General features: G+C 48.6%; 18 protein-coding genes and 3 pseudogenes. 13 read left to right on the forward strand and 8 right to left on the reverse strand.

Annotation, left to right across the window (positions count from 1 at the left end; all coding sequences use genetic code 11):
- Positions 1-54 precede the first annotated feature (54 nt).
- Both BRW63_RS16185 and BRW63_RS16190 read left to right on the forward strand, forming a co-directional pair.
- Complete coding sequence (locus BRW63_RS16185) at positions 55-537, forward strand: MarR family winged helix-turn-helix transcriptional regulator (protein ID WP_244913278.1); 483 nt, start codon at positions 55-57, stop codon at positions 535-537.
- Positions 538-631: 94 nt separating this feature from the next.
- On the forward strand, positions 632-1960 hold the full coding sequence (locus tag BRW63_RS16190) for a hypothetical protein (protein ID WP_073072855.1): 1329 nt from the start codon (positions 632-634) through the stop codon (positions 1958-1960).
- Here BRW63_RS16190 and BRW63_RS16195 read toward each other — a convergent pair.
- A complete protein-coding gene (locus BRW63_RS16195) occupies positions 1948-3306 on the reverse strand; it encodes a DUF3370 domain-containing protein (protein ID WP_181314489.1) in 1359 nt (452 codons plus the stop codon). The two genes, BRW63_RS16190 and BRW63_RS16195, sit on opposite strands and share 13 nt — an antisense overlap.
- A gap of 239 nt (positions 3307-3545) precedes the next feature.
- Between BRW63_RS16195 and BRW63_RS28340 the strand changes: the two genes are divergently transcribed.
- The 5 genes from BRW63_RS28340 to BRW63_RS16215 all read left to right on the forward strand — a co-directional run bounded on the left by BRW63_RS28340 (position 3546) and on the right by BRW63_RS16215 (position 7125).
- Positions 3546-3701 carry a hypothetical protein gene (locus BRW63_RS28340; RefSeq protein WP_181314488.1) on the forward strand — a complete coding sequence of 52 codons (156 nt, stop codon included), beginning with the start codon at positions 3546-3548 and terminating at the stop codon, positions 3699-3701.
- Positions 3702-3927: 226 nt separating this feature from the next.
- Positions 3928-4326 carry a hypothetical protein gene (locus tag BRW63_RS27710; protein WP_143162064.1) on the forward strand — a complete coding sequence of 133 codons (399 nt, stop codon included), beginning with the start codon at positions 3928-3930 and terminating at the stop codon, positions 4324-4326.
- Positions 4327-4339: 13 nt separating this feature from the next.
- Positions 4340-4801, forward strand: a complete 462-nt coding sequence (locus BRW63_RS16205; protein ID WP_073072779.1) for a DnaJ domain-containing protein — start codon at positions 4340-4342, stop codon at positions 4799-4801.
- A 170-nt stretch (positions 4802-4971) separates the two neighbouring features.
- Positions 4972-5460, forward strand: coding sequence for a hypothetical protein (locus tag BRW63_RS16210; protein ID WP_143162065.1), 489 nt, complete (start codon positions 4972-4974; stop codon positions 5458-5460).
- Between the two features lie 243 nt (positions 5461-5703).
- Positions 5704-7125: a hypothetical protein gene (locus BRW63_RS16215; RefSeq protein WP_181314487.1), complete on the forward strand. Its 1422-nt coding sequence runs from the start codon at positions 5704-5706 to the stop codon at positions 7123-7125.
- A 101-nt stretch (positions 7126-7226) separates the two neighbouring features.
- Here the strand turns inward: BRW63_RS16215 and fumC are convergent, their stop codons facing one another.
- The gene (gene fumC, locus BRW63_RS16220; RefSeq protein ID WP_244913277.1) at positions 7227-8633 is read right to left on the reverse strand and encodes a class II fumarate hydratase; all 1407 of its coding nucleotides are present in this window, start codon (positions 8631-8633) and stop codon (positions 7227-7229) included.
- 192 nt (positions 8634-8825) lie between these two features.
- On the opposite strand from fumC, the gene BRW63_RS29580 reads away from it, so the two are divergent.
- Positions 8826-8951: an AbrB/MazE/SpoVT family DNA-binding domain-containing protein gene (locus BRW63_RS29580; RefSeq protein WP_244913276.1), complete on the forward strand. Its 126-nt coding sequence runs from the start codon at positions 8826-8828 to the stop codon at positions 8949-8951.
- A gap of 441 nt (positions 8952-9392) precedes the next feature.
- Here BRW63_RS29580 and BRW63_RS16230 read toward each other — a convergent pair whose 3' ends face one another.
- Positions 9393-10919: an HlyD family efflux transporter periplasmic adaptor subunit gene (locus BRW63_RS16230; RefSeq protein ID WP_073072784.1), complete on the reverse strand. Its 1527-nt coding sequence runs from the start codon at positions 10917-10919 to the stop codon at positions 9393-9395.
- 20 nt (positions 10920-10939) lie between these two features.
- Positions 10940-11287: pseudogene (locus BRW63_RS16235) on the reverse strand (ATP-binding cassette domain-containing protein); the annotation flags it as partial.
- Positions 11288-11366: 79 nt separating this feature from the next.
- Between BRW63_RS16235 and BRW63_RS30170 the strand changes: the two are divergent.
- From BRW63_RS30170 to BRW63_RS28345, 3 genes and pseudogenes are all read left to right on the forward strand, one after another.
- Positions 11367-11822, forward strand: a pseudogene (locus tag BRW63_RS30170) (IS4 family transposase); the annotation flags it as partial.
- Complete coding sequence (locus tag BRW63_RS29805) at positions 11820-12770, forward strand: M10 family metallopeptidase C-terminal domain-containing protein (protein ID WP_455566661.1); 951 nt, start codon at positions 11820-11822, stop codon at positions 12768-12770. The pseudogene BRW63_RS30170 and the gene BRW63_RS29805, both read left to right, overlap by 3 nt.
- Positions 12771-13401: 631 nt before the next feature.
- Positions 13402-13569 (forward strand): hypothetical protein, encoded by a 168-nt coding sequence (locus tag BRW63_RS28345; protein ID WP_189645270.1) that lies wholly within the window; start codon positions 13402-13404, stop codon positions 13567-13569.
- 93 nt (positions 13570-13662) lie between these two features.
- On the opposite strand, the gene BRW63_RS16245 is transcribed toward BRW63_RS28345, so the two are convergent.
- Positions 13663-15135 (reverse strand): glycosyltransferase, encoded by a 1473-nt coding sequence (locus tag BRW63_RS16245; protein ID WP_181314448.1) that lies wholly within the window; start codon positions 15133-15135, stop codon positions 13663-13665.
- Between the two features lie 248 nt (positions 15136-15383).
- On the opposite strand from BRW63_RS16245, the gene BRW63_RS16250 reads away from it, so the two are divergent.
- On the forward strand, positions 15384-17312 hold the full coding sequence (locus tag BRW63_RS16250; RefSeq protein WP_073072788.1) for a substrate-binding domain-containing protein: 1929 nt from the start codon (positions 15384-15386) through the stop codon (positions 17310-17312).
- Positions 17313-17446: 134 nt separating this feature from the next.
- Positions 17447-17692 (forward strand): annotated as a pseudogene (locus BRW63_RS16255) (transposase); the annotation flags it as partial.
- Positions 17693-17728: 36 nt separating this feature from the next.
- Here the strand turns inward: BRW63_RS16255 and BRW63_RS16260 are convergent.
- The 3 genes from BRW63_RS16260 to isiD all read right to left on the reverse strand — a co-directional run bounded on the left by BRW63_RS16260 (position 17729) and on the right by isiD (position 20659).
- A complete protein-coding gene (locus BRW63_RS16260; protein WP_073072792.1) occupies positions 17729-18853 on the reverse strand; it encodes an RNA-guided endonuclease InsQ/TnpB family protein in 1125 nt (374 codons plus the stop codon).
- Positions 18854-19225: 372 nt separating this feature from the next.
- Positions 19226-20437 (reverse strand): bifunctional phosphopantothenoylcysteine decarboxylase/phosphopantothenate--cysteine ligase CoaBC, encoded by a 1212-nt coding sequence (coaBC, locus tag BRW63_RS16270; protein WP_073072794.1) that lies wholly within the window; start codon positions 20435-20437, stop codon positions 19226-19228.
- A 9-nt stretch (positions 20438-20446) separates the two neighbouring features.
- Entirely contained in the window at positions 20447-20659 is a 213-nt protein-coding gene (gene isiD, locus BRW63_RS16275; protein WP_073072795.1) for a protein IsiD, read from the reverse strand.
- Positions 20660-20772: the final 113 nt, after the last annotated feature.

Below are 20772 nucleotides of genomic sequence, written 5' to 3' on the forward strand. Positions count from 1 at the left end.
GATACTGTTTGATATGCAATACTAAAATTATTAATATTCTTAATAGCCGACCCTGTGAAGCCGATAAAAGCCAACCAATTTCAAGACACAACGCCTCAACTCAATGCAAAAAGTGCCGCCCAAGAGCCATTCATGCCAATGCTGCGGGAGTTAGCTCAGACTTATCAGGCATTTTGTGCATACGATGAAGCCCACATTCGCGAATTGGGACTGACACCGCCGCAATTTGACGTGATTGCGACGCTCGGCAACACATCGGGAATGTTTATGAATCAACTGGCAGAAAAAACGCTGGTTACTAAAGGCACCTTAACGGGGATTGTCGATCGCTTAGAGCAAAAAGGCTTAGTCCGACGTGAAGTGCCGCCTAAAAATCGTCGATGCTTTTTGATCGTCTTAACGTCAGAAGGTGAGCAGGTGTTTGAAGACGTGTTTCCTGCACACATTGCTTATTTAAAAGAGCGATTTGATCAACTTGATCCGCAAGAATTGTCACAGATTAAATCGGCTCTGCAACGGTTGCGAGAAATTCTTTAGATTCGTTGCGCTGGATTGCCAAAAATCTGTCTCAGAATGCCGATCTACCGCTACAGTGAAAGCGTATCTTGACCAAAGCGATCGGAGACAAAGCGTGGACTCAATTTTAGAGCGGGCAAACGAGTTAAAGCAGGCATTGACAGATTTTGTCTTAGACGCTGAGGGAGACTTGGCGACGGCTCTAGAAACCTACACCGCCGAACAACTAGCGCGATCTCAGCAAAAAGACCGCAAACAGCAGGATCTAGCAGTCGATGCTTTTCTGAGTGCCGGACAGGTGGGCGATAAAACGCCGCTGGATTTATTTATTGAGAGCGAATCGGGGTTATCTGAGCACGATCGACAACTCCTTTCAGATTGGAAACGCGCTTTCACAGGACTGTTTGCGATTCAACAAATTTTGCCTGACGGATTTGAGTTGATGAATTGGCTGACGACCAAAACCTACATCGTTAAGCCTAACAATTCAGCAACGCTAGAAGAAATGGCGCGGCTAAAAGTGGGAGAAATTTTGCTAACGCGAATTGCACCCGTTGATGATTACTGGACATTCTTCAGTCCTCACATCCAAATGGGTAACTTAGGCAAGCCAAAATTAGCGGTCGCGATCGGAAACTTTAAACAGAACCACAAATCAGATTTGTATGGCGACGCACCAGAGTTGTTAGAGGAAGCCTGGAAATCGGTCGATCGCTATCATCAAGACTTTCTAGACTTTTTCGGCAGCGATGAAATGACTCTTCCGGGCTATCAACTCAGCAAAAAAATTCCCGAATTTCAAGAGTTTTTAACCCAGCGCCGTCTAGATGAAGCCGGAATCGACGGGTCTAAATCCCTATCAGAGATGGCGCAAGACGCAGGAATGAGCGACGAAGAATTGGGAGACGTTGCCGAAGCAATGGGGATGGATGCTCAAACAGCAACGAAAATGCTAGAAAACAAAGATGCTGTCAAAATGGCAGCCCCTCAAATCGATATTCCATCTGACCTTAAAAAAGCAGAACAGGTGACAGTGTTAGCGCACCCGCGTTGGGGGCAGATGTTTTTGACCACCCACACTCAATTCATCAATCTGCTGCAAACCGATGACTGGCAAAACGTTAAAGGCGCAGACAAGCTGATTCGTAACTATCTAGAAGCGCCAGAAATTAACGCCTTTGTTTGGCATCGTTTAGCCCAGCAATATCCCGTTCAGCTAGAAAAAGTTTTGCAAGGATTTTTGCAGCGTCCTGAGTTTGATTTGAAAGCTGATCTTGACTCACTGCTGCGATCGCACCATAAACCGTTAGAGCCAGAACTTCCTGAAATCGCGAGTGTGCCCATTCACCTGCACGATCTCTTTCAAGAAGCCCTGGCAGAGGTGACCAAATCGCAACCCAAAAAGAGCGAAAAGAAAGGCACGAAAGGATTTCAACGCGCTTGATCGAGCGTTCTGACCGTTAAAACCTGGGGTGGCGTAGAGTCGGGCGGATAGATCAAATCAACCGCTACAAGTCGTTGCTCTCCGGGTTTCATCGTCAGGGTGATTAAGGGTTCGCCTTGCTGACCGCGACGCAGCACCAGATGTACAAATCGCGTTTGCGGCAACCCGGCATCATCGTTATAGCGAATTCTGACCGTTCCTCTAAAGAAGACTTGACGAGCAGGTGGCTCAAAAAATCGCAGTCCTTGTTTTGTGTCTTCTCGCTTCAGTGGGTTTTCTAGGGCGATCGTCACTACCTGATTTTGGTTGGTAAAATTTCGCAACGGCATCGACAAGTTATATTCGATCCCGTAGTTTCCGTGAGCTTCATAAGCCGTGTCGGGGTAACGCTTGAGTAGTTTAGCGTTTTGATTTTGTCCCGTGCCCATCGTGCCCCGATAAAGCAAACTTAGCCCATAAGAAAATGCTTGACCCGGTTGAGGAATGGCGAGGCGATCGTTGCCCACATCGACCAATCGTCCTGACCACTGAGAACCCTGCGCGACTCCGGCAACTCGCCCATAGGCAAACGCTTCATTAGATTGAGTGATGGGCGTAGCCGCTTTGTCGCGAGGTTGCGCTAAGTCGCCTTGATCCAGCAAAGTTTGCCATTCTTCTAGCGTAGGCTCCCGTTCGCTGCCATCTGGGTTTGGTTTAGCAAACATTCCTAAGCTGGCAACGTAGACTTTGCCAGTGCTGTGAAGGCGCATCAGCGTCGATCGACCATTCAGCGGCGGCGTTAAAGTCTTCACTGGAATCGGGAGATTCATCAACAATCGGCTTTCGCCAGGCGGAATCACAATCTGAGGCGGAAAGAGCGATTGACGCTGCCCTCTCAACACTTCGCCAACTGCCCGACCGCCCGGCCCAGCAAACACCTTTCCCGTAGCGTTATCGAGATAAGAGGGCAGATCCACAAAGGGAGCATCGGGCTGGCTGACATAACTAGCGGCGTTCAAAATGTCTAAAGTGACCGCCGTTTGACCAGGATTGTGGACGATCACACCCAGATAGAGCGTTCTTAAATCTTGTGGGGTTAAAGCTTTAGCAATGTGATGGGCAAAGAGATCAAAGCGTCCTTCAAAGGCTTGATTGAGATGAGCAGCAGGCACTCGCTTGCCCGTTGGGGGAAAGGTTGAAAGCAGAATCCCTTCTGTCTGCACCACTTCGGGACTGTTGCTATTAAAGACCAAAACTGAATCAAGTTGACCTGGGAGCGATCGCACTTCTTGAGGCTTGATAATTTCTTGAGGAGGCAGAATCGGAGTTGCTTGCGCCAAAGTCAAAATCGGTAAAAATGACAACATTATCGAGCGTAGGATCATTAAATTTGTGAGAGGGTCTGATCATATCCCTTGTTGAGACGGGTTTTGCGAGTTCTTAGTTTCGGTGATGTTGGTGAATTTGCTAGCCAGCAGATCAGGTTAATCATGCGATTATGCCACTGCTCAGGTATTTATCAAAACTTCACGCTTAACTGTCACACTTGTGCCGGAGCTTTATCTGAATTGAGTGATGTTTGAACCATAGCGTTTCTGATCTACTCATGTTCAAGATACTGATTGGCATTTCTGTCTCGATCGCATCCGGGCTTTTCATCACACAAATCGCGGCATTTTCTAACACCTCTCGACTCGGATTCATCGTGATCACGGTTGCACCCGTCAAAAGCCTGTCCATTCCTCACACCTTGGCGAAATGATTCAGACAATCATACCGAGTTTGGGTGAGAGCATTCGTAGACGGTGAGGCAGAATTGGGAGATTTGTTGTTGAAACAACCATGAGTTAGAGGATGTTGCGTCTCAAAGCGGCAGTAACAGACGAGAGGAACTGGATACGATTATTCTTACATATTGGTAATAGTTGAGACTAAGTGGGAAACATAACATAGTCACCAAACTTTTGAGCCACATAAGACAAGGCAATATGTTGAAATTTCTGCGTCTAGCTATCTCTACACTTCTTCCTATCGGTATCGTGTCTTTTGCCTCGCCAAGTCTTGCTGAAGGGCACTTCCTAATTTTTGGTGGACGAGGACACAACGTCTTCTTAGGCTGCATCACCTGTGGCGAATATGATCAAGGCTCCATAAACAATCAGTTCAACGACGAAGGAAGCCAGTTTGGGAAAAGAAGCATTTTTAATCAGTTCAGTGATTATGGTTCCCAATTTTCAGACTACAGTGCTTGCAATCCCAGAGCCAACTATCCACCGATTGTAGTAGACGAAGATGGTATTTTTTATGGGTATCTCAATGTAAATTCGCGTCGTTACTCCATTTCAATTCCCCAGCTTTCTGGTTTCACAGCAGGAGTTTGCAGGTAGAAATAAGCTAACTATGGACATCAACAAGTACTATGCGATTCTTGAGGTTCAACCAAATGCATCGCTTGAAGAGGTAAAGCAAAGTTATAAGGAATTGGCACAAGTTTGGCACCCGGATCGCTATTCCTATAACGTTCGGCTACAACAAAAAGCTCAAGCGAAATTCAAGGAAATTAATGAGGCTCACGAGCAACTTGTCAAGTTTTATGAAACTAACACTACCCATCAGGCTAAAGCTCAATCTGCCCAAGTTAAAAATCCAAGGACATCAGATGAGGAATTCATTGTTGAACTCGATAATCACGTAAAAAATTCTAACAATTCCACTTCTGATCCCTCATCTGAAGCCTCAGTGTGGTTAGGCCTACTAGTTTTTTGGGTGCTATTCATACTGGCAATCAAGTTTCCCATTTTGATCGTAGTAGCCATTTACTTGGGTGTTTACTTCTTCAACCAAGCTGAAAACAAGAAGTAAGCTTTTCTTTCCTGAGTTCCCAACTCCAAAAACTCTTGAGGTTTCTGTCGCAGTTTCTAAAGTGAGTCTGAGAGCTTCACAACATGAATCGCTCAACTCCTACGACTCAACTCTTCCCATTCGGACGCTGAACGATCGTTTCCATCACTCTGCGCCGATCGCTCCCATTGATGCCGACAAGCCTCACTCAACCTGCATCGGCAGCTTCAGACTATGGATGCTATATGCAGACTGGCTCAAAGCGAATCCTTGATTTAACCCGATCGGTCTGCGGGTTCAACGCTCAACAAGCCGCTAAAGACTACACAAAAGATACCGCTTATCTCAAAGCAGTCAGAAAGATGTTGCAGCAAAATCCTTATGGCAGCAGTTCGGTTAAAAATTTGGTTGAAGCGAACCCAGAGGTATTAACCAGTGCCGCTAGAGACTATTGTCAAGCTCGGCAAAGTGGAAAGTCTGACAACGAAATCATGGAAACCACTTACCGAAATGCAATGGATTCTACTGGAATGGCAATGGAGACTTATAGCCCTAGGAACCGCCGGGAAGCAGAACGGCTTCAGAAACAAATAGAAGTTGCTGTTATTCCCACTCAGCTTGCGATGTCACTGGCTTCACAACATTACTGTCCTCAAGTGAGCCGTCGATCGCTGCGGTGATTGTCCATTAGACCTCCTGCATGAATAAAATTCTCGATATAAGCTCTCTCAGATCTTGCTCCGTTTAGGTCGGCTTGTGCCCCCTAAATCCCCCATTCTGGGGGACTTTGAGAAGACTTGCGGTTTCAAAGTCCCCCAGAATGGGGGATTTAGGGGGCGTTCCCGGATTTGTGCAGGAGGTCTATGAGTCCCGTTTCACCTCACACTCTGTAGTAGGCTTAGAAACGGGAACTCTGGTGTGATATGACTCCTTCTCCAGCCCTTAATAAAGTGCCTCGTCGCAAAAATCTTTGGTTTGAGCGGGTGATGGCGATCGTGGCCACCGCCAATCTAGGACTCGTCGCCTTTGACCTGACCTATGTGCAATGGCGCGATTTTTGGTTTCGTCATGTGCCCGTCGTGACGCAGTGGTACGACCCGATTAAGGGCATCGAACCTCATCGTGACACGACGCAATATCTGCAAGCCGTCGATGCCTTAAAGCAAGAACTACAGCAGGGTGGATTGCAAAATCCGCAAGTGGCACAACGGCTGCAAGAGTTGCGCGATCGCAGCACCGAGATGATTGAAACTAACCCGTTTGCAGTGGCTAATAAGAGCGGCGCACTAGAGAAGATCAAAAATCGGATGCGAGATCAGATTTTTGGGCAACGCCGCAACGAATCAGCGCGTCAGGCGTTTAATCAGTTTTGGAGTGAAACCTATCTTCAGCAAAAGGGCGTTGATCGCGAACTGCAATTTTTCGATCGTGAGATCCGTCCCTTAATTGCCGTCAATTATTATCGAACGATCGGAGAGAATGGCGAATTTACCGATTATTTTTGGCAACTCGATCTGCCGTTTGTCATCCTCTTTGGGCTGGAATTTTTAGCGCGAACGTTTTATATCAGTCGCAAATATAAGAGTCTGAGTTGGCTCGATGCCATGCTGTGGCGCTGGTATGACGTGTTTTTGCTCTTACCTTTCTGGCGTTGGCTGCGAACCATTCCGGTAGCAATGCGGTTAGAACAAGCCGGGTTTGTGAGCTGGGAGCGAGTTCGCGCTCAGACCAGTCAAGGGCTGATTTCTAACATTTCAGAAGAACTTGCAGAGGCGGTCGTGGTGCAGGTGATTGATCGAGTGCAGCGATCGATCGATCGGGGAGAATTTTCCCGATGGATGGCTCATACCAAGTCTCGCCCTTATCTTGATCTCAATCAGCGCGATGAGATTCAAGAACTCACAAGCCATGCGATCAAGATAACAGTTTACAAAGTGCTGCCTAGAATTAAGCCTGATTTAGAGGCGCTATTGCGGCACAACGTCGAAGCCATTCTCAATCAATCTCCGGCTTATCAAGGGCTAAAAGCGATGCCTCTGATCGGTGATTTGCCTCGACAAATCAATGAGCGGTTAGTTACTGATGTGACCGAAGGCGCTTATAGTGCGATCCTAACGGTGTTAGAAGATAAAGCGGGCGTAGAGTTGATCAATAAGTTGGTCAAAAATTTTGGTCAGGCGTTAATGAGTGAGATCGGAGATCAGCGATCGCTCCAAGAAGTGCAATCGTTGATCAGTGATTTGCTAGAGGAAGTCAAGGTCAACTATGTGCGCCGTTTGTCGAGTGAAGATGTTGAAGGAGTTTTAGAAGAAGCGAGACAGATTCGGCGGCTTGATAAACGGTAGGCGAGGGCAAATCAATTAGGATTGTGAATTGAATAATATTCGTTATTGGCAAAGTCAATGGGCACGGCAGTGCCATGCCCGTACGCAATGATTCACGATTCTTAGGGACTGATCATTCGCTCTGGGCGCACGATCGCGTCAAATTCTTCGCTTGTCAAATAGCCCAATGCAACACAACTCTCTCGCAGGGTTGTATTGTCCTGATAGGCTTTTTTGGCAACTTGAGCCGCCCGATCGTAGCCAATTTTTGGATTCAATGCCGTCACTAACATTAATGAGTCATTGAGAAAATAGTCAATGCGATCGCGATTCGGTTCAATGCCAACGACCATGTGATCAGTAAAAGAGCAACACGCATCAGAGAGCAACCGCATCGAATGTAAAAGATTGTGAATGAGAACGGGTTTAAATACGTTTAATTCAAAGTTTCCTTGACTTCCGGCAAACCCGATCGCAGCATCATTGCCCATGACTTGCACACACACCATCGTCATCGCCTCACACTGCGTTGGATTCACCTTTCCCGGCATGATTGAAGATCCAGGTTCATTAGCAGGAAGCGTTAATTCCCCCAATCCGCAGCGCGGGCCAGAACCCATCCAGCGCAAATCATTGGCAATTTTCATCAGCGCACAAGCCAGCGTTTTAAGTGCGCCACTGGTTGCCACGATCGCGTCATGGGCGGCTAATGCTGCAAATTTATTGGGCGCACTGACAAACGGTAGCCCCGTCAGGTTTGCGATCTCTGCGGCGGCTCGGTCTGCAAATTCAGGGTGGGTGTTGAGTCCGGTGCCCACGGCTGTGCCGCCGATCGCTAATTCATAAAGTCCTGGTAGCGTCGCTTGAAGGCGCTGCAACCCCTGATCAAGTTGAGTCACATAGCCAGAGAATTCCTGACCTAACGTGAGTGGAACAGCATCCATCAAATGAGTGCGACCAATTTTAATGATGTCTTCAAATTCTTTTGATTTAATTGATAATGCATCTCGCAGCTTTGTCATCATCGGAATTAATCGCTGATGAATCACTTCGGCGGATGCAATATGCATCGCGGTTGGAAACGTATCATTAGATGACTGAGACATATTAACGTGATCGTTAGGATGAATCGGAGTTTTACTTCCTAATATGCCGTTTGCCATCTCGATCGCTCGATTAGAAATCACCTCATTGGCATTCATATTGGTCTGAGTGCCGCTTCCGGTCTGCCACACACTCAACGGAAAGTGATCATCTAGTTTTCCCGCAATCACTTCATCAGATGCCCGAATCACGAGTTGAGCCTGCTCGTCTGGCAGTTTGCCCAATGCCTGATTGACCGTGACGGCGGCTCGTTTGAGAATGCCAAATGCCCGAATCAATTCTCGCGGCATCGTGTCGTGCCCGATCGCAAAATAGATCAGAGATCGCTGCGTCTGTGCGCCCCAATAGCGATCGTTTTGAACGGCGATCGCGCCCATGCTATCTGTTTCAATCCGAGTTTCACCAGCCATTAGTTCATCGTTCACGCGTCATTCCTCATCCTACTGCCTTCTATTGAGATGAAGTTTCAACGTACCCATCAGTTGAAGTGCAAAGCCTTACCCGATCGCTAAATATGCGGTCAGCTAACCAGACATGAGCTTAATTCCTGACTTTGCTTGTCGATCGTTTCACTGGTAACTACAAGGTAATTACATTTGTTTTGCGATGATCTCACTATGAGCGCAAGCATCAGGACTCGAATTGTTAAAATTGGCAACTCTCAAGGAATCCGTATTCCCAAAACTCTCTTAGAGCAAAGCGGGATTGATTCAGAAGTTGAGATCGAAGTCCAAGGCGACTAACTGACTATCCGTGCCGCATCACAATTACGTAATGGCTGGGACACAGCTTTTGCCTCAATGGCAACCCAACGCGATGACATCCTTCTGGATGAAGCAACTACAACCGATTGGGATCAAGTTGAGTGGGAGTGGTAGCCAAGCGATTTGATGTTTTTCTGATTAATCTTGATTCAGTCTTAGTGAACAAAGAATAGTGCTTGATACTTTAGCGGAGATGTTTGCTGAATGAAAGATTATTGGCATTGCTGAATGCAAGTATGAATTGCCCTTCTCACGAAGTGGGGCGAAGCCCTCGCTAACCCATAGAGCCAGAACTCTCTTGTTCCCTCTTCGTGGGGAGAGGGTGAGGGTGAGGGCGGAGTATTTATGCAGGAAGTCTAATAGCTCTCGCAAAAGCAATCAGGTGAAACTCAACCAAAATCGCTGCTAAAAACGACGAAATCACCGGACAGATTTCATGCTTTCTGCTGTTTTTGTAAATTGGTCAGTAAAGATGCTCATAATTGTGCGATTTCTGATCTTGACGTTGGCACTTAGCGACATCCCTGACTGGAGGCGCACTTCTCGTCCATCCGCTATCAGCGATTGCCGCTCTAACCGAATCTTTGCCGGAAACGTGTAACTCGGCTGAATTTGAGTCGGCGGCAGCACATCTGATCCAATCCAGACGATCGTTCCCTTCACGTCACCAAATTCGTTAAAGGGAAACGAGTCGATGCGAACATCAACTGCCATCCCTGCTTTGACAAAACCAATATCGTGATTGGTAATCGACACCTTTGCAATTAGCGAATCGTCAGGCACAATCTTGAGAATGGGTTCGGCAGGTGATGCCACAAATCCAGACGCGTGTGCTTTCAGTTCAAAGACTGTTCCACTCACCGGAGCGTTTAGCTGACTGTATTTTAGTGTTTGTTGCGACTGAGTAATTTGGCTATCAATCTCTGAGATTTTTTTGTTGTTCTCAACAATTGCCTTTGTTAACTGGCTGTCAATTTCTGCAATCTTCTGATCGTTGTGCGCCAGTTGCGCCGTGTTGTCTTTACGATCGACTTGCAGCGTGTTTTGCACTTTCACTTGCGATTGTGCGATCGCGGCTTCAAGACGAGCTTGCTCCTCAATTAATTGATCCACTTCCGATTGGCTAGTAGTGACTTCTTGCTGTTGCTTGAGATATTGCACTTGCGAGATTGCACCACTTTCAGCAACGGGCTTCATGTCCGTTAAGATCTTCTGATTGAGTGCCAGCGTTTTTCTCAGTCCTCTCAACTTGACTTGAGTCTGACTAAATTGCCGCCGCAGTTGCTCGGTATCTAGACCAGCCGCGATCGCACGACTATTCAACTCTGCCTGGTTTGATTGCAATCGCTCCTGCTGTCCAGAGGTAAGCGATTCTTGAGGCAAACCATCAAGCTGAGTTCTAAATAGGTCGTTTTCTGCCACGATCGCCGCTCGACTTTTGGTTAAGCTCAGAAACTGAGGCTGAATTTTAAGTCCTGAGAGCGCGACAGTTTTGCCTTGCATTTGCGCCTCATAAAACTGATTTTCTTGTAGGAGAGCGATCCGAACTTGAGCCAGTGAATTTAGCTGTGCCTGTGGACTAGTTTGATCAAGACTTAGCAGCCGATCGCCTTTTTTGACCCGTTGCCCATCCTGAACATAAACGGCTTTGACAACGCCACTGACCGGGACTTGAACATCTTTAACTGCACCTTGCGGTTCTAGTTTGCCTTGCACCGGAATCGCTTCTTCAATTTTGGAGAAGTTTGCCCACAGCACGGCGATCGTTGCCGTTGCCATCAGCCCCCATAAAATCGCCCGTGACCACACAGAAGTTTGTTGCAGCATTAATGGATGCTCAAACTGCGGTGACTTTAGAGGAAGCTTAGGAGCGGGGAGAGTTGCCCTTGCTGCGTCGATCGGGAGAGAAGGGGCATTGTCCGTTGGCTGTTCATTGGCTGTTGTCATAGTCGGGTTCCTGATTTGCGCTATTGTTGCGATTCTTGTTGCTGATAGAGACAGTAGTACAGCCCTTTCATATCCATTAGTTCGACGTGTGTTCCTTGTTCCGCGATCGTGCCTTTGTCCATCATCAAAATCCGATCGGCGTTGCGAATGGTGGCTAATCGGTGCGTGATGAAAAATACAGTTCGTCCTTGAAAAGCAGCCATTAGGTTTTGACAAACTTGACGTTCGCTATACAAATCTAGGGCGCTAGTGGCTTCGTCAAGGATTAGCATCCGGGGATTTTGCAGAACAGTACGCGCGATCGCAATGCGCTGTCTCTGTCCCCCTGACAGCGCCGATCCTCGTTCGCCTACTCGTGTGTTGTAGCCCTAAGTACAGGACAAAAGCTTGCAAAAGGGGGTTAGGAAAGGGTTTCATGCAAATAGTGAGTTCACAATATGAAACCCTATGCATCAGATTACCCAATTGCGGCAGACATTGCAGCCCTTGCTAGGCTGGCATGGAGCACGAGTCGCCTTTCTGTCCTTATTTCTGGTTGCCCTGTTCCGGGTGAAGACCGTGAACCTAGCAGAGGTGGCAACCGGGTTTGCGGGAGGTGCGAAGGCAGCCTCAAATTATAAACGCATCCAACGATTCCTGCGGTCGTTTGAGCTTAACTACGACCAGATCGCCCAACTGGTGGTGAGACTGGTCGGGATTCCGAAGCCGTGGGTGTTGAGTGTAGACCGCACCACCTGGGAGTTGGGGTCAGTGACCATCAACATTCTGATGTTAGGGGTCGTGCATCAAGGGGTCGCGTTTCCTCTGTTTTGGCATCTATTAGACAAGCGGGGCAACTCGAACACGCAAGAGCGCTTTGACCAGTTGGTCGAGTTTCTGTGCGTCTTTGCACCTGAAGACATCGATGACCAGTGGAACTACAAGTCGAGCAGCAGTGGATGGTCTGCAACCTCCTCAGAAGGCTTGAACCTGGAGCGCGACTTCAGCCAAGACCTCAACGAGGACAAAGCAATCGGGGATGCCGTTACATCGATCGAATCGGTGGGCAATACCACCTTGGTGCATGATGCTTTGAACAATCTGTCGGTTGAGAGCAACAGCGTCAAGCATTCAATTCTGTTGAACCAGAAGTTGGTGAAAGCAGACATGTTTGCAGGCTGGCAAGTGCTCGGAGCCGAAACGGTCAACGGTGAGAACCGTCTGTTGTGGAAGCTGGCTGCTACCAACGACCTCTATCTGTGGAATCTCGATGACCAGTGGAACTACAAGTCGAGCAGCAGTGGATGGTCTGCAACCTCCTCAGAAGGCTTGAACCTGGAGGTTAATTTCCAAGTAGATGCCAATGGCGATGGCACACTCTATGAGGCAAACAACGCCATTATGGGTGATGCAGATGCTAATACTCTCGATGGTGGAATAGGCAACGACATTCTTAACGGTGGAGCTAGTAACGATATTCTCATTGGAGGCGCAGGCGACGATCTCCTTATTGGAGGGGCAGGCGATGATGCCTTAACAGGTGGGGTCGGGAAAGATCAGTTTGTCTTTGATTCGTTAACTGGAGGTGTTGATACTATTACCGACTTCTTGGTGGGAACTGACAAGCTTGCTGTGTCCGCTATAGGTTTTGGTGGCGGACTGGCTGCCAACGCTGAAATTACGGAAGCTCAGTTTGCCCTTGGCACGGCGGCAATGACCAGCAGCCACCGATTTATCTATGATGCTGCAAGGGGTGCTTTCTCCTTCGACTCAGATGGTTCTGATGGGTGCGACCTCCATCCGATACATTGGAAAAAACCGATTACCTTTTGCTCCATAAGGGTTTTGAGTGCCTGTAAAATTGATCAATGAATAATCAAAAAGACTACTGTGAAATCGTTCAAAAACCTTATCAGCAGGAGGCTTGAGTCACTTTAGTATCAGGTAGAGGTCGCACCTGTTCTGCTTCAACCCCACAGATACAAATTGCTACTCTTGGCAGTGGCTTGCTGATTACTCAATCTGACATCTTTGCTGCGGCTCCCAGGCAGTAGTTGAACTTGAAATGTGCCCATCTTGTTACAATACTCCAGACAGTCTTCACAAAGGGGATGATTGCCAACGGCGGAACATGGGTTTCAGGCTCTTTATAATTCTGAGGTGACAATGAGGAATCAAGGGTTTTAGGCTCTTATTCAAAAATTGTGGTTGGGTCGAGGGGGAGTAGCTCTTCCGCCCATCCAAGTTAGATCCATCAACCAAAATGAGAGCAGGCATCACCTCCAGTTTTCCTGAGGTATTGCTCTAGCGTGATCCGAAATTCTTGCCAAGGTGCCACCCCACAGAGCGATGTCGTCGTCGCATTCCCCATCAGTTTTAGAAGGGTGGTCTATTGGGCACGATCGGGTTACATATTCACACGGCGTTGCTGAATGTAGGATTGGATCGTGAGTTATTTGCAGGTACACAAAAAAGCGTAGTCAGTCCAAAGGGGAACGCCGCCATGCTGATATTTGGTTTCTACCCAACGCTACTCGATCGTTCAACGCCAAGAGTTAGGGCTACTGGGGCAGATGGTCGCCCTTCCCTGTCTACTCGAACCGTTACGATCGAGAACCTCCTCAAAGTCCGCTTTGGTGCCCTTGATACACAGCTTTCTGACCTAGTATGAGCCGCTCTTAGCCTTGTCACCCGAAGAATTTACGCCGCTTTTGCTACAGCAATCTCGCGAACAGTTGGTCGATCGCTTCTCAAGCCAGAACTCTTAAAAAAACTTGATTTTACGAGAAGCGTAGAGGCACATTTGCAGCAAAATCAAGCCTTCACGGACATGAGCAATGTTGGATGCCCCATAAGTGCGAGGTTGATAGCGCACAGGCACATCGACCATGTGTAAGCTCAACTTTGTGGCACCAAACAGCAGATCAAAATCTCCGAAGGGGTCAAAGTCTCCAAAATAGCTGCGCCCGGCGGCGATTTTTTCGTAGTCTTCACGCCGCAAAACTTTTGTGCCACACAGCGTATCTTTTAACGGTTGCCCCAACAGAAACGAAAACGTCAGACTAAAGAACTTGTTTGCCCAATTATTCAGCCAAGGCATCGCTTCACCCGATCGGGGATAGACCAACCGAGAACCATTGGCAAATTCTCCGCGACCGGAAGTGATCACTGCAAAAAAATGGGGCAAGTCTTCAGGCTGAACGGTCAAATCAGCATCTAGAATTATCAAAATATCGCCGATCGCGTGATCAAATCCTAATCGCACTGCGTCGGCTTTTCCCTTTCCTAATTGCTGAAATGCTTTGAGAGTAAAGCGATCGTGCCCCTGCTGCACCACTCGCTGAATCTCTGCCCAGGTGTGATCTTGAGAATGTCCTTCTACAAAGATGACTTCGGTGTGTTTGCCCAACTGCGGGAGACGATCGATCGCGCCCCGAATATTACCCGCCTCGTTTCGGGCAGGAATGATCACTGAACACGTGTAATCATTGGCATCGGTGGCTGGGAGATCAGGTCTTGCAATCACATAATTCGTCAGACAAAGATGGTTGATTCCGGGCAGATGAGCGAGGATGCGATTGAAGAGAAACGCCAAGCCGGGAATGGGTTTGGGCATGAGAAAACGCCGACCCGATCGCACGGGCAAATAGCCTGTAATCTTCAGCAAATTTTGCACATCGGTCATCGAAAGCCAGCTTTGAGGCGGCTGCGGACGACGCTGACCGATTCGTTCTGCGAGGTGTAATAGTGGCTGCCACAAGAAGTTATGAAACGTCAGAATTAGCCGCGTCCGAGGGTGACAAAAGGCTTGTAGCTGCTGCAAAGCCTGCTGGATGTCTCCCAAATGCCCTAACGTGCCCGACAGCACAATAAAGTCAAACGCAACATTGCTGCCAAGCTCTTTTGGAGTCAACGTTTCAACATCCCGACAATAGAACTGTAGATGAGGATATTTTGCCTTAGCAATGTCGATCGCAGTCTGAGAAAAATCAATTCCTACGCCCACATCTGGGTCTAGTGCAGCCAGAAGATTTCCGGTGCCACAGCCCACTTCTAAGAGGCGACTGCCTGGAGGAATCAAAAATTGATGTAGGCGATCGAGATCCTGATAATAATATCCATTGCGACGGTTCCAGCGATCGAGGTCGGGTGCAATCTGATCAAAATAAGTTCTCACCTGCTGTTTAAAAGCATCTTTAAACAGCGAAGTCGTGGGTTGAGTCGTGGGTTGAGTCACAAGGGCAATTCTAGAAGATTGGTGCAGAGTCTATGCACAGAGGCACCCAATTTTCTCACGTTTTGAAGGAGTCACCTTGATTTTAAAGCCGCACTGCATTAATAAAGTCTTATGTCTTCAGTGAGCGTAACAGATTTATCCTAAATTTATTGTGTTGCACTTTAGTTCTATAAATATCTGAAAGACCGATCGTATTTTTGAGATTGCAGCGTTGAAAAAATCCCTACATTTTGGTGGGTGCAAACAAAATGACCATAAAAAGATCTTCAATCGGTAGCCTCGCCCTACTCTTGAGCTTGGGAGCAACCTCGCAGCCCATCGCTGCCTCTTTGTCAATCAATCCAGTTTGGGCACAATCGGTTAACTTTTCGCTGCCTAGCTCAGTGCCTCAAGGAACGACCATTCAGATTAACGGCTCAACCAGCATGGCAAGCATCAATCAGTCGTTAAAGCAGCGCTTTGAGCAGCAATATCCTGGCACAAAGGTCAACATCGCAACCGGTGGCACCTCGGATGGGATACAAGCCTTGCTCGACGGAAAAGCAGATTTAGCCGCGATCGGTCGCCCGTTAACGGCTCAAGAAAAAGCTCAAGGCTTAGTCGCTGTGCCAGTCGCGCGCGATAAAATTGCGATCGTGGTAGGCACCAAAAATCCCCTATCAAAAAGTTTGGATATCAACCAGTTCGCCAAAATATTTAGGGGTGAGATCAAGAACTGGTCAGAAGTGGGCGGAAAAGCAGGCGCAATTCGTGTGGTCGATCGACCCGCAGTGAATGATACTCGCCAGGCATTCCGCAACTATCCAGCTTTTAAAGGTGCCCCCTTTGAGACGGGTGCCACTGCCGATAAGCTCAACGATGAAAGCACGGCGGCAGTGATTCAAAAACTAGGGGCGAACGGAATTAGCTATCTCCCGGCTAATCAAGTGCGCGGTCAGGCTGGCGTGAAAGCTATTCCCATGCACGGGACGGCTCCGACCAATCCTAAATATCCGTTCTCGCAGGCTTTGTTTTACGTCTATAAAGCAGAAACTCCTCCCAGCACGGCAGTGCAGGCGTTTTTGGGCTACACGGCTGCAAAAGCAGGTCAGGAAGCGATCAAAGCGTCTGGGGTTGAAGCGATCGCGCTCAATTCTGTGGACGCAAAAGCGGCTCCTCTAGCAACGAAACCGATCGCTGCTGCTAATGGGAAGGTAAATTCTGCTGGTAATGCTGGCGCTAACAAAGCCGCAAAGAATTCTGCTGGCAACAAAGCCGCTTCGCTGAATGCTCCCACGCCGAGTCAGACGGCTGACCCCAATGGTAAAACCGCCGTGCTGCCTTCTTCTGGAGCAACCAGCGCAACTGAGTCAGACGGGGGAATGCCTTCTTGGTGGTGGCTGCTGCCGTTGGGATCACTGGCGGCGCTCTTTTGGATGTTGGGCAAAGAGCGATCGCGCCCGTCTCCCCAGGCTTATAATGACCCGGCTGGCTACGATGACACAAACTTTCCTGGAGGATTTGACCCGCATCAGTCTGAGCCAGATTTTGACGGAACTCGATCGCAACTCAACGATCCTTTAGATCCAACGGTGACATCTGACCCGATCGCGGGTTCTCCTAACTTTCTGGGAGAAGCCACAAATTTGGCAGATGGCGCAGCTACAGCAGGCGGATCGACGTTGGCAGCAGGTGCCGCGATCGCAGGTGGGGCAGGAGCTGCCGCGTGGTCGTTTCTATCGAGTCATCAAGGATCGAGTCATCAAGCATCGGACGATCAAGCTCAACCAAACTCCTCGCGCCTGAATGCAGAAACGGAGGCGGCTCCGAGCAATGGGCTAGACAACCTTCCTAACGTTGAGACGCAAGGGCAGATTAGCATTTTGCCGCGCAGTGCTGAGTGGGCGACCCTTCGATGGGATGTGCCGCGATCGCTCAGAGCAGACGTGCCCCGCCAAGGAAGAGAGCGTTTAGTGGTGAGGCTTTATGATGTCACAGGGCTTGACCTGGCGACCCAAACTCCCGACAAATTTCAGCAGTTTGACTGTGACGATTTGGCGCTGAGTTGCAACGTGCCGATCCCCGCCAGCGATCGTACCTATATGGCTGAGATTGGCTATTTGAGTGCCGACGATCACTGGACGCGATTTGCCCGATCGACTCCGGTTTGGATTCCTGCTACCAATCGGATGGGTTAGCGTAGACCTCGGAGGTTTTGAAAACCTCCGAGGTCTGGTCTTGGCGGAGTTGGGAACCTTAAGGGAACTGTTGCATGCAAACCTTCTCCATGCCGCGTCGCTATCTCACATTCTAGCCAGACTATTACTACCATCTCTACAATCGCGGTAACGATCGTAATCTCATCTTTTTTGAATGGGAAAACTACCTGTACTTTTTGCGCCTCGTGCGCCGACATTTGATTGAACAAACGCTTGATGTGCTGGCATATTGCTTGATGCCCAATCATTACCATTTGTTGGTGCGGTGTAAAACAGATGAAATATCTGGAGCGATGCAGCGGTTATCGGTGGCATACACTAACACCTTTGCATTGTGCCTGCCCACAACACCGTTTTGACATACTCCCCGGCGTAAACGCCCGGGGATTCTGGGATCAGACAGCGATTGCAGGCAAAGCCCGTCTGACATCACCTAACCCAACAGTTGATGCCCCAACTGCTTGAATGTTCTTAGCCGCGTTTTCATCGCGCCCATTGATTGACTGGCAGGATGGACAGCGCCATTCCCTGACTGACAAATCCAACTCTTTGAGGACATGACCACACTCAAAGCAGGTCTTGCTCGATGGATACCAACGGTCGATATAGACCGTCAGCTTGCCTTTCTTTTGGGCAACCCAGTCGAGAATTTGCAGAAACTCTCTCAGGGCTAAATCAGAGATTTTGCGACCGCACAAGCGCTGCATTCCTTTCAGGTTCAACGTCTCAAAGCACAACACATCAAACCTGTCCGTCAGGTCATGCGCCAACTTCCAGAACCAATCAGAGCGACGATTCGCCACGTCTTCATGTTTGCGAACCAAATGCTTTCTAGCTCGTTCCCGATTGGCTGAACCCTTCACCTTTTTAGAGTGCTGACGATTCGCTTTCTTAATCGCAGTCAGCGATTGTTTGAGGAATTGCGGCGATTCAATCTGGGAGCCATCCGAGACCGTAAGGAACGTTTTCAAGCCAAAATCAAAGCCAGCGATGCGACTCGTCTCGACTTTGATTTCAGGAATATCCACGCTGTCAACGACCACGACCATAAACAACTCCCCTAATGGAGTCCGTTTGATCGTCAACGTCTTGACCGTGCCCTCAATTTCTCTGGAGTTCCAATACTGATAGACCTTCGCTCCAATCTTGATGCGATTGCCACCCAAGAACTTGTAACCAGCTTGCTTGAGGGTGAACGATTTGTACCTTCTGACTTTCTTGAAGTTGGGCGGTCTAACTCCTTTTTTGGGGTGTTTGAAAAACAGTTGATAGGCTTTCTCAATGCGCTGGCAGATATCTTGCACCGCTTGGGAGCCGACTAGCTGCCAGAACTCTTTGCGCTGCCGCAGTTTGGCAATGTGAGCCTGAAGTTTCGCACAGTTCAAGTGTTTGCCCCACATTCGGTAGTAGCGTTTGTGGAGAGCAATACAGTGGTTATAGATGACTCCAGCCGCATTAATTGAGCGCTTGAGAAATCGATTCCGCTTGTGATTGTACAACTTGAACTTCAAGGTTTTCATGGGTCTATGGTAGCATTAATCGTATAGACAACGTATAGATAACAATGAAAACAGTATAAATCTTCGGGTTGAGGAGTCTAGGCACCAAAAGCTTAGAGATGTTGCAAAGGAGCGGAAAAAGACAATGACTCAATTGATAGAAGATTGGATAGACAGACTTCCGAATCCAAACAAGGAGATCTCTGTGGCTGAAGCAGCGCTCAGACCTGAAGGAGGGTTTCCCTCCGTAGGGGACTGAGTAAGAAGCTACGCGGGAACCCGATTCTTCATCCCCGTCGTAAACGAGCAGGGCTTTAACGGTTCCCGAACCCTCCGTTCCGGTAAGTCTCAGCTTTCCTTTTTCGCTCTACCCTCCGTCGAACTCACGTTGTTTTAAGAAATTTCTTGCACAAGATCTAGCAATTGATGCGCCATCTGCAATTTGCTGCCCAGCGGAATGTGGACTTGACGACCCGATCGATCGATAAACACCGCCTGATTCATATCTACTCCAAAGCCACTATTTGGCTGGTCGATCGGATTCGCCACAATCGCATCGAGTTTTTTGCGCTGCAACTTCTCTAAAGCTGGCGTGATGATATCGCCCGATTGAGCCGCAAACCCGATCAGTCGCTGGTCAGGCTGTTTGAGCGTTGACAACTCTGCAACAATATCGGGCACTGGAGATAGCGGTAAACGATCGGGCAAATCTCGTTTGGCTAATTTCTCAGCACTGTAGGTCGTGGGTTTGACATCTGCCACCGCCGCCGCCATCACAATCCAATCAGCATCAGAAAAACACTCTCGCATAACTTGCTGCATTTCTGCCGCACTAGTGACCGAAATCGTGCGAATGTTGCGGAGAGGAGCCAGCAAATGAGGCTCGATCGCCGCGTGAACTAAGGTGACGATCGCTCCCCGATGCAAAGCTGCCTGAGCCAATGCCACACCCATTTTGCCTGTCGAAGGATTGCCAATAAATCGCACCGGATCGAGAAATTCTCGTGTGCCTCCGGCGCTGATTAAAACTCGTTTTCCAGTTAAATCCCGTTTGCCGTGAGTGTGCAGAAGCGAAACGATTTGGGGCAATAGTTCTTCGGGTTCTGCCATGCGTCCGGTGCCAACTCGATCGCACGCCAAAACGCCCTCACCCGGATTGGCGACATGATAACGCGAGTCAGTCTGAATCTGTTGCCAATTGCGCTGTACGCTCTGCTGCTGCCACATATCAGTATTCATCGCGGGGGCAAGCAGCACCGGGCAAATCGAAGCCAGCACGGTGTTGGTTAGCAGATTATCTGCCATTCCATAAGTCAGTTTTGCCAACGTGTTAGCGGTGAGCGGCGCAATCACAAACACTTCCGCCCATTCACCGAGAACGATATGAAGCGGACGATCGTGCGTCGGTTGCCAAAAAGAATCGTCTGTGTGAGCAGAATGACGGCTGAGTGTAGCGAACGTCAACGGAGTCACAAATGCTTTGGCAGAGTCAGTCAAAATCACCTGCACCTCTGCCCCCGCTTTTGCCAACGTTGAGACAACCGCACAAACTTTGTAGGCAGCGATTCCGCCGCCTACGCCGATTAAAATGCGTCTTCCCTGCATGCGCGTTTTCTAGGCTTCGTCAAACGATTCTAGATCTAGCAGATAGAGATAGGGTTCGACCAATATGGGGCGCTGGAAGGCGATCGCCCGCAGCAAATGCCAGTCGTTTAGCCCATCAAACACATTGTCATAGTCATCTTGCTCTAGTCGTGTAGCCAAGTCTGCTACTTCAACTTCTGTCAATTTAGAGACATCTCTCTGCTCAATATTTGAAGTCGTCATAATCTGCGCCTCCCTCAATCTGTTCTCGCATGTTAGCCAACTTTAACCACACTAACCCATCTTTTCGCACGAAATTTTACTTCAGCACTGGGGAGGATGCTGAACTATAAAGT

Origin of the sequence: Phormidesmis priestleyi ULC007, assembly GCF_001895925.1 — a bacterium.
Lineage (GTDB): Bacteria > Cyanobacteriota > Cyanobacteriia > Leptolyngbyales > Leptolyngbyaceae > Phormidesmis_A > Phormidesmis_A priestleyi_A.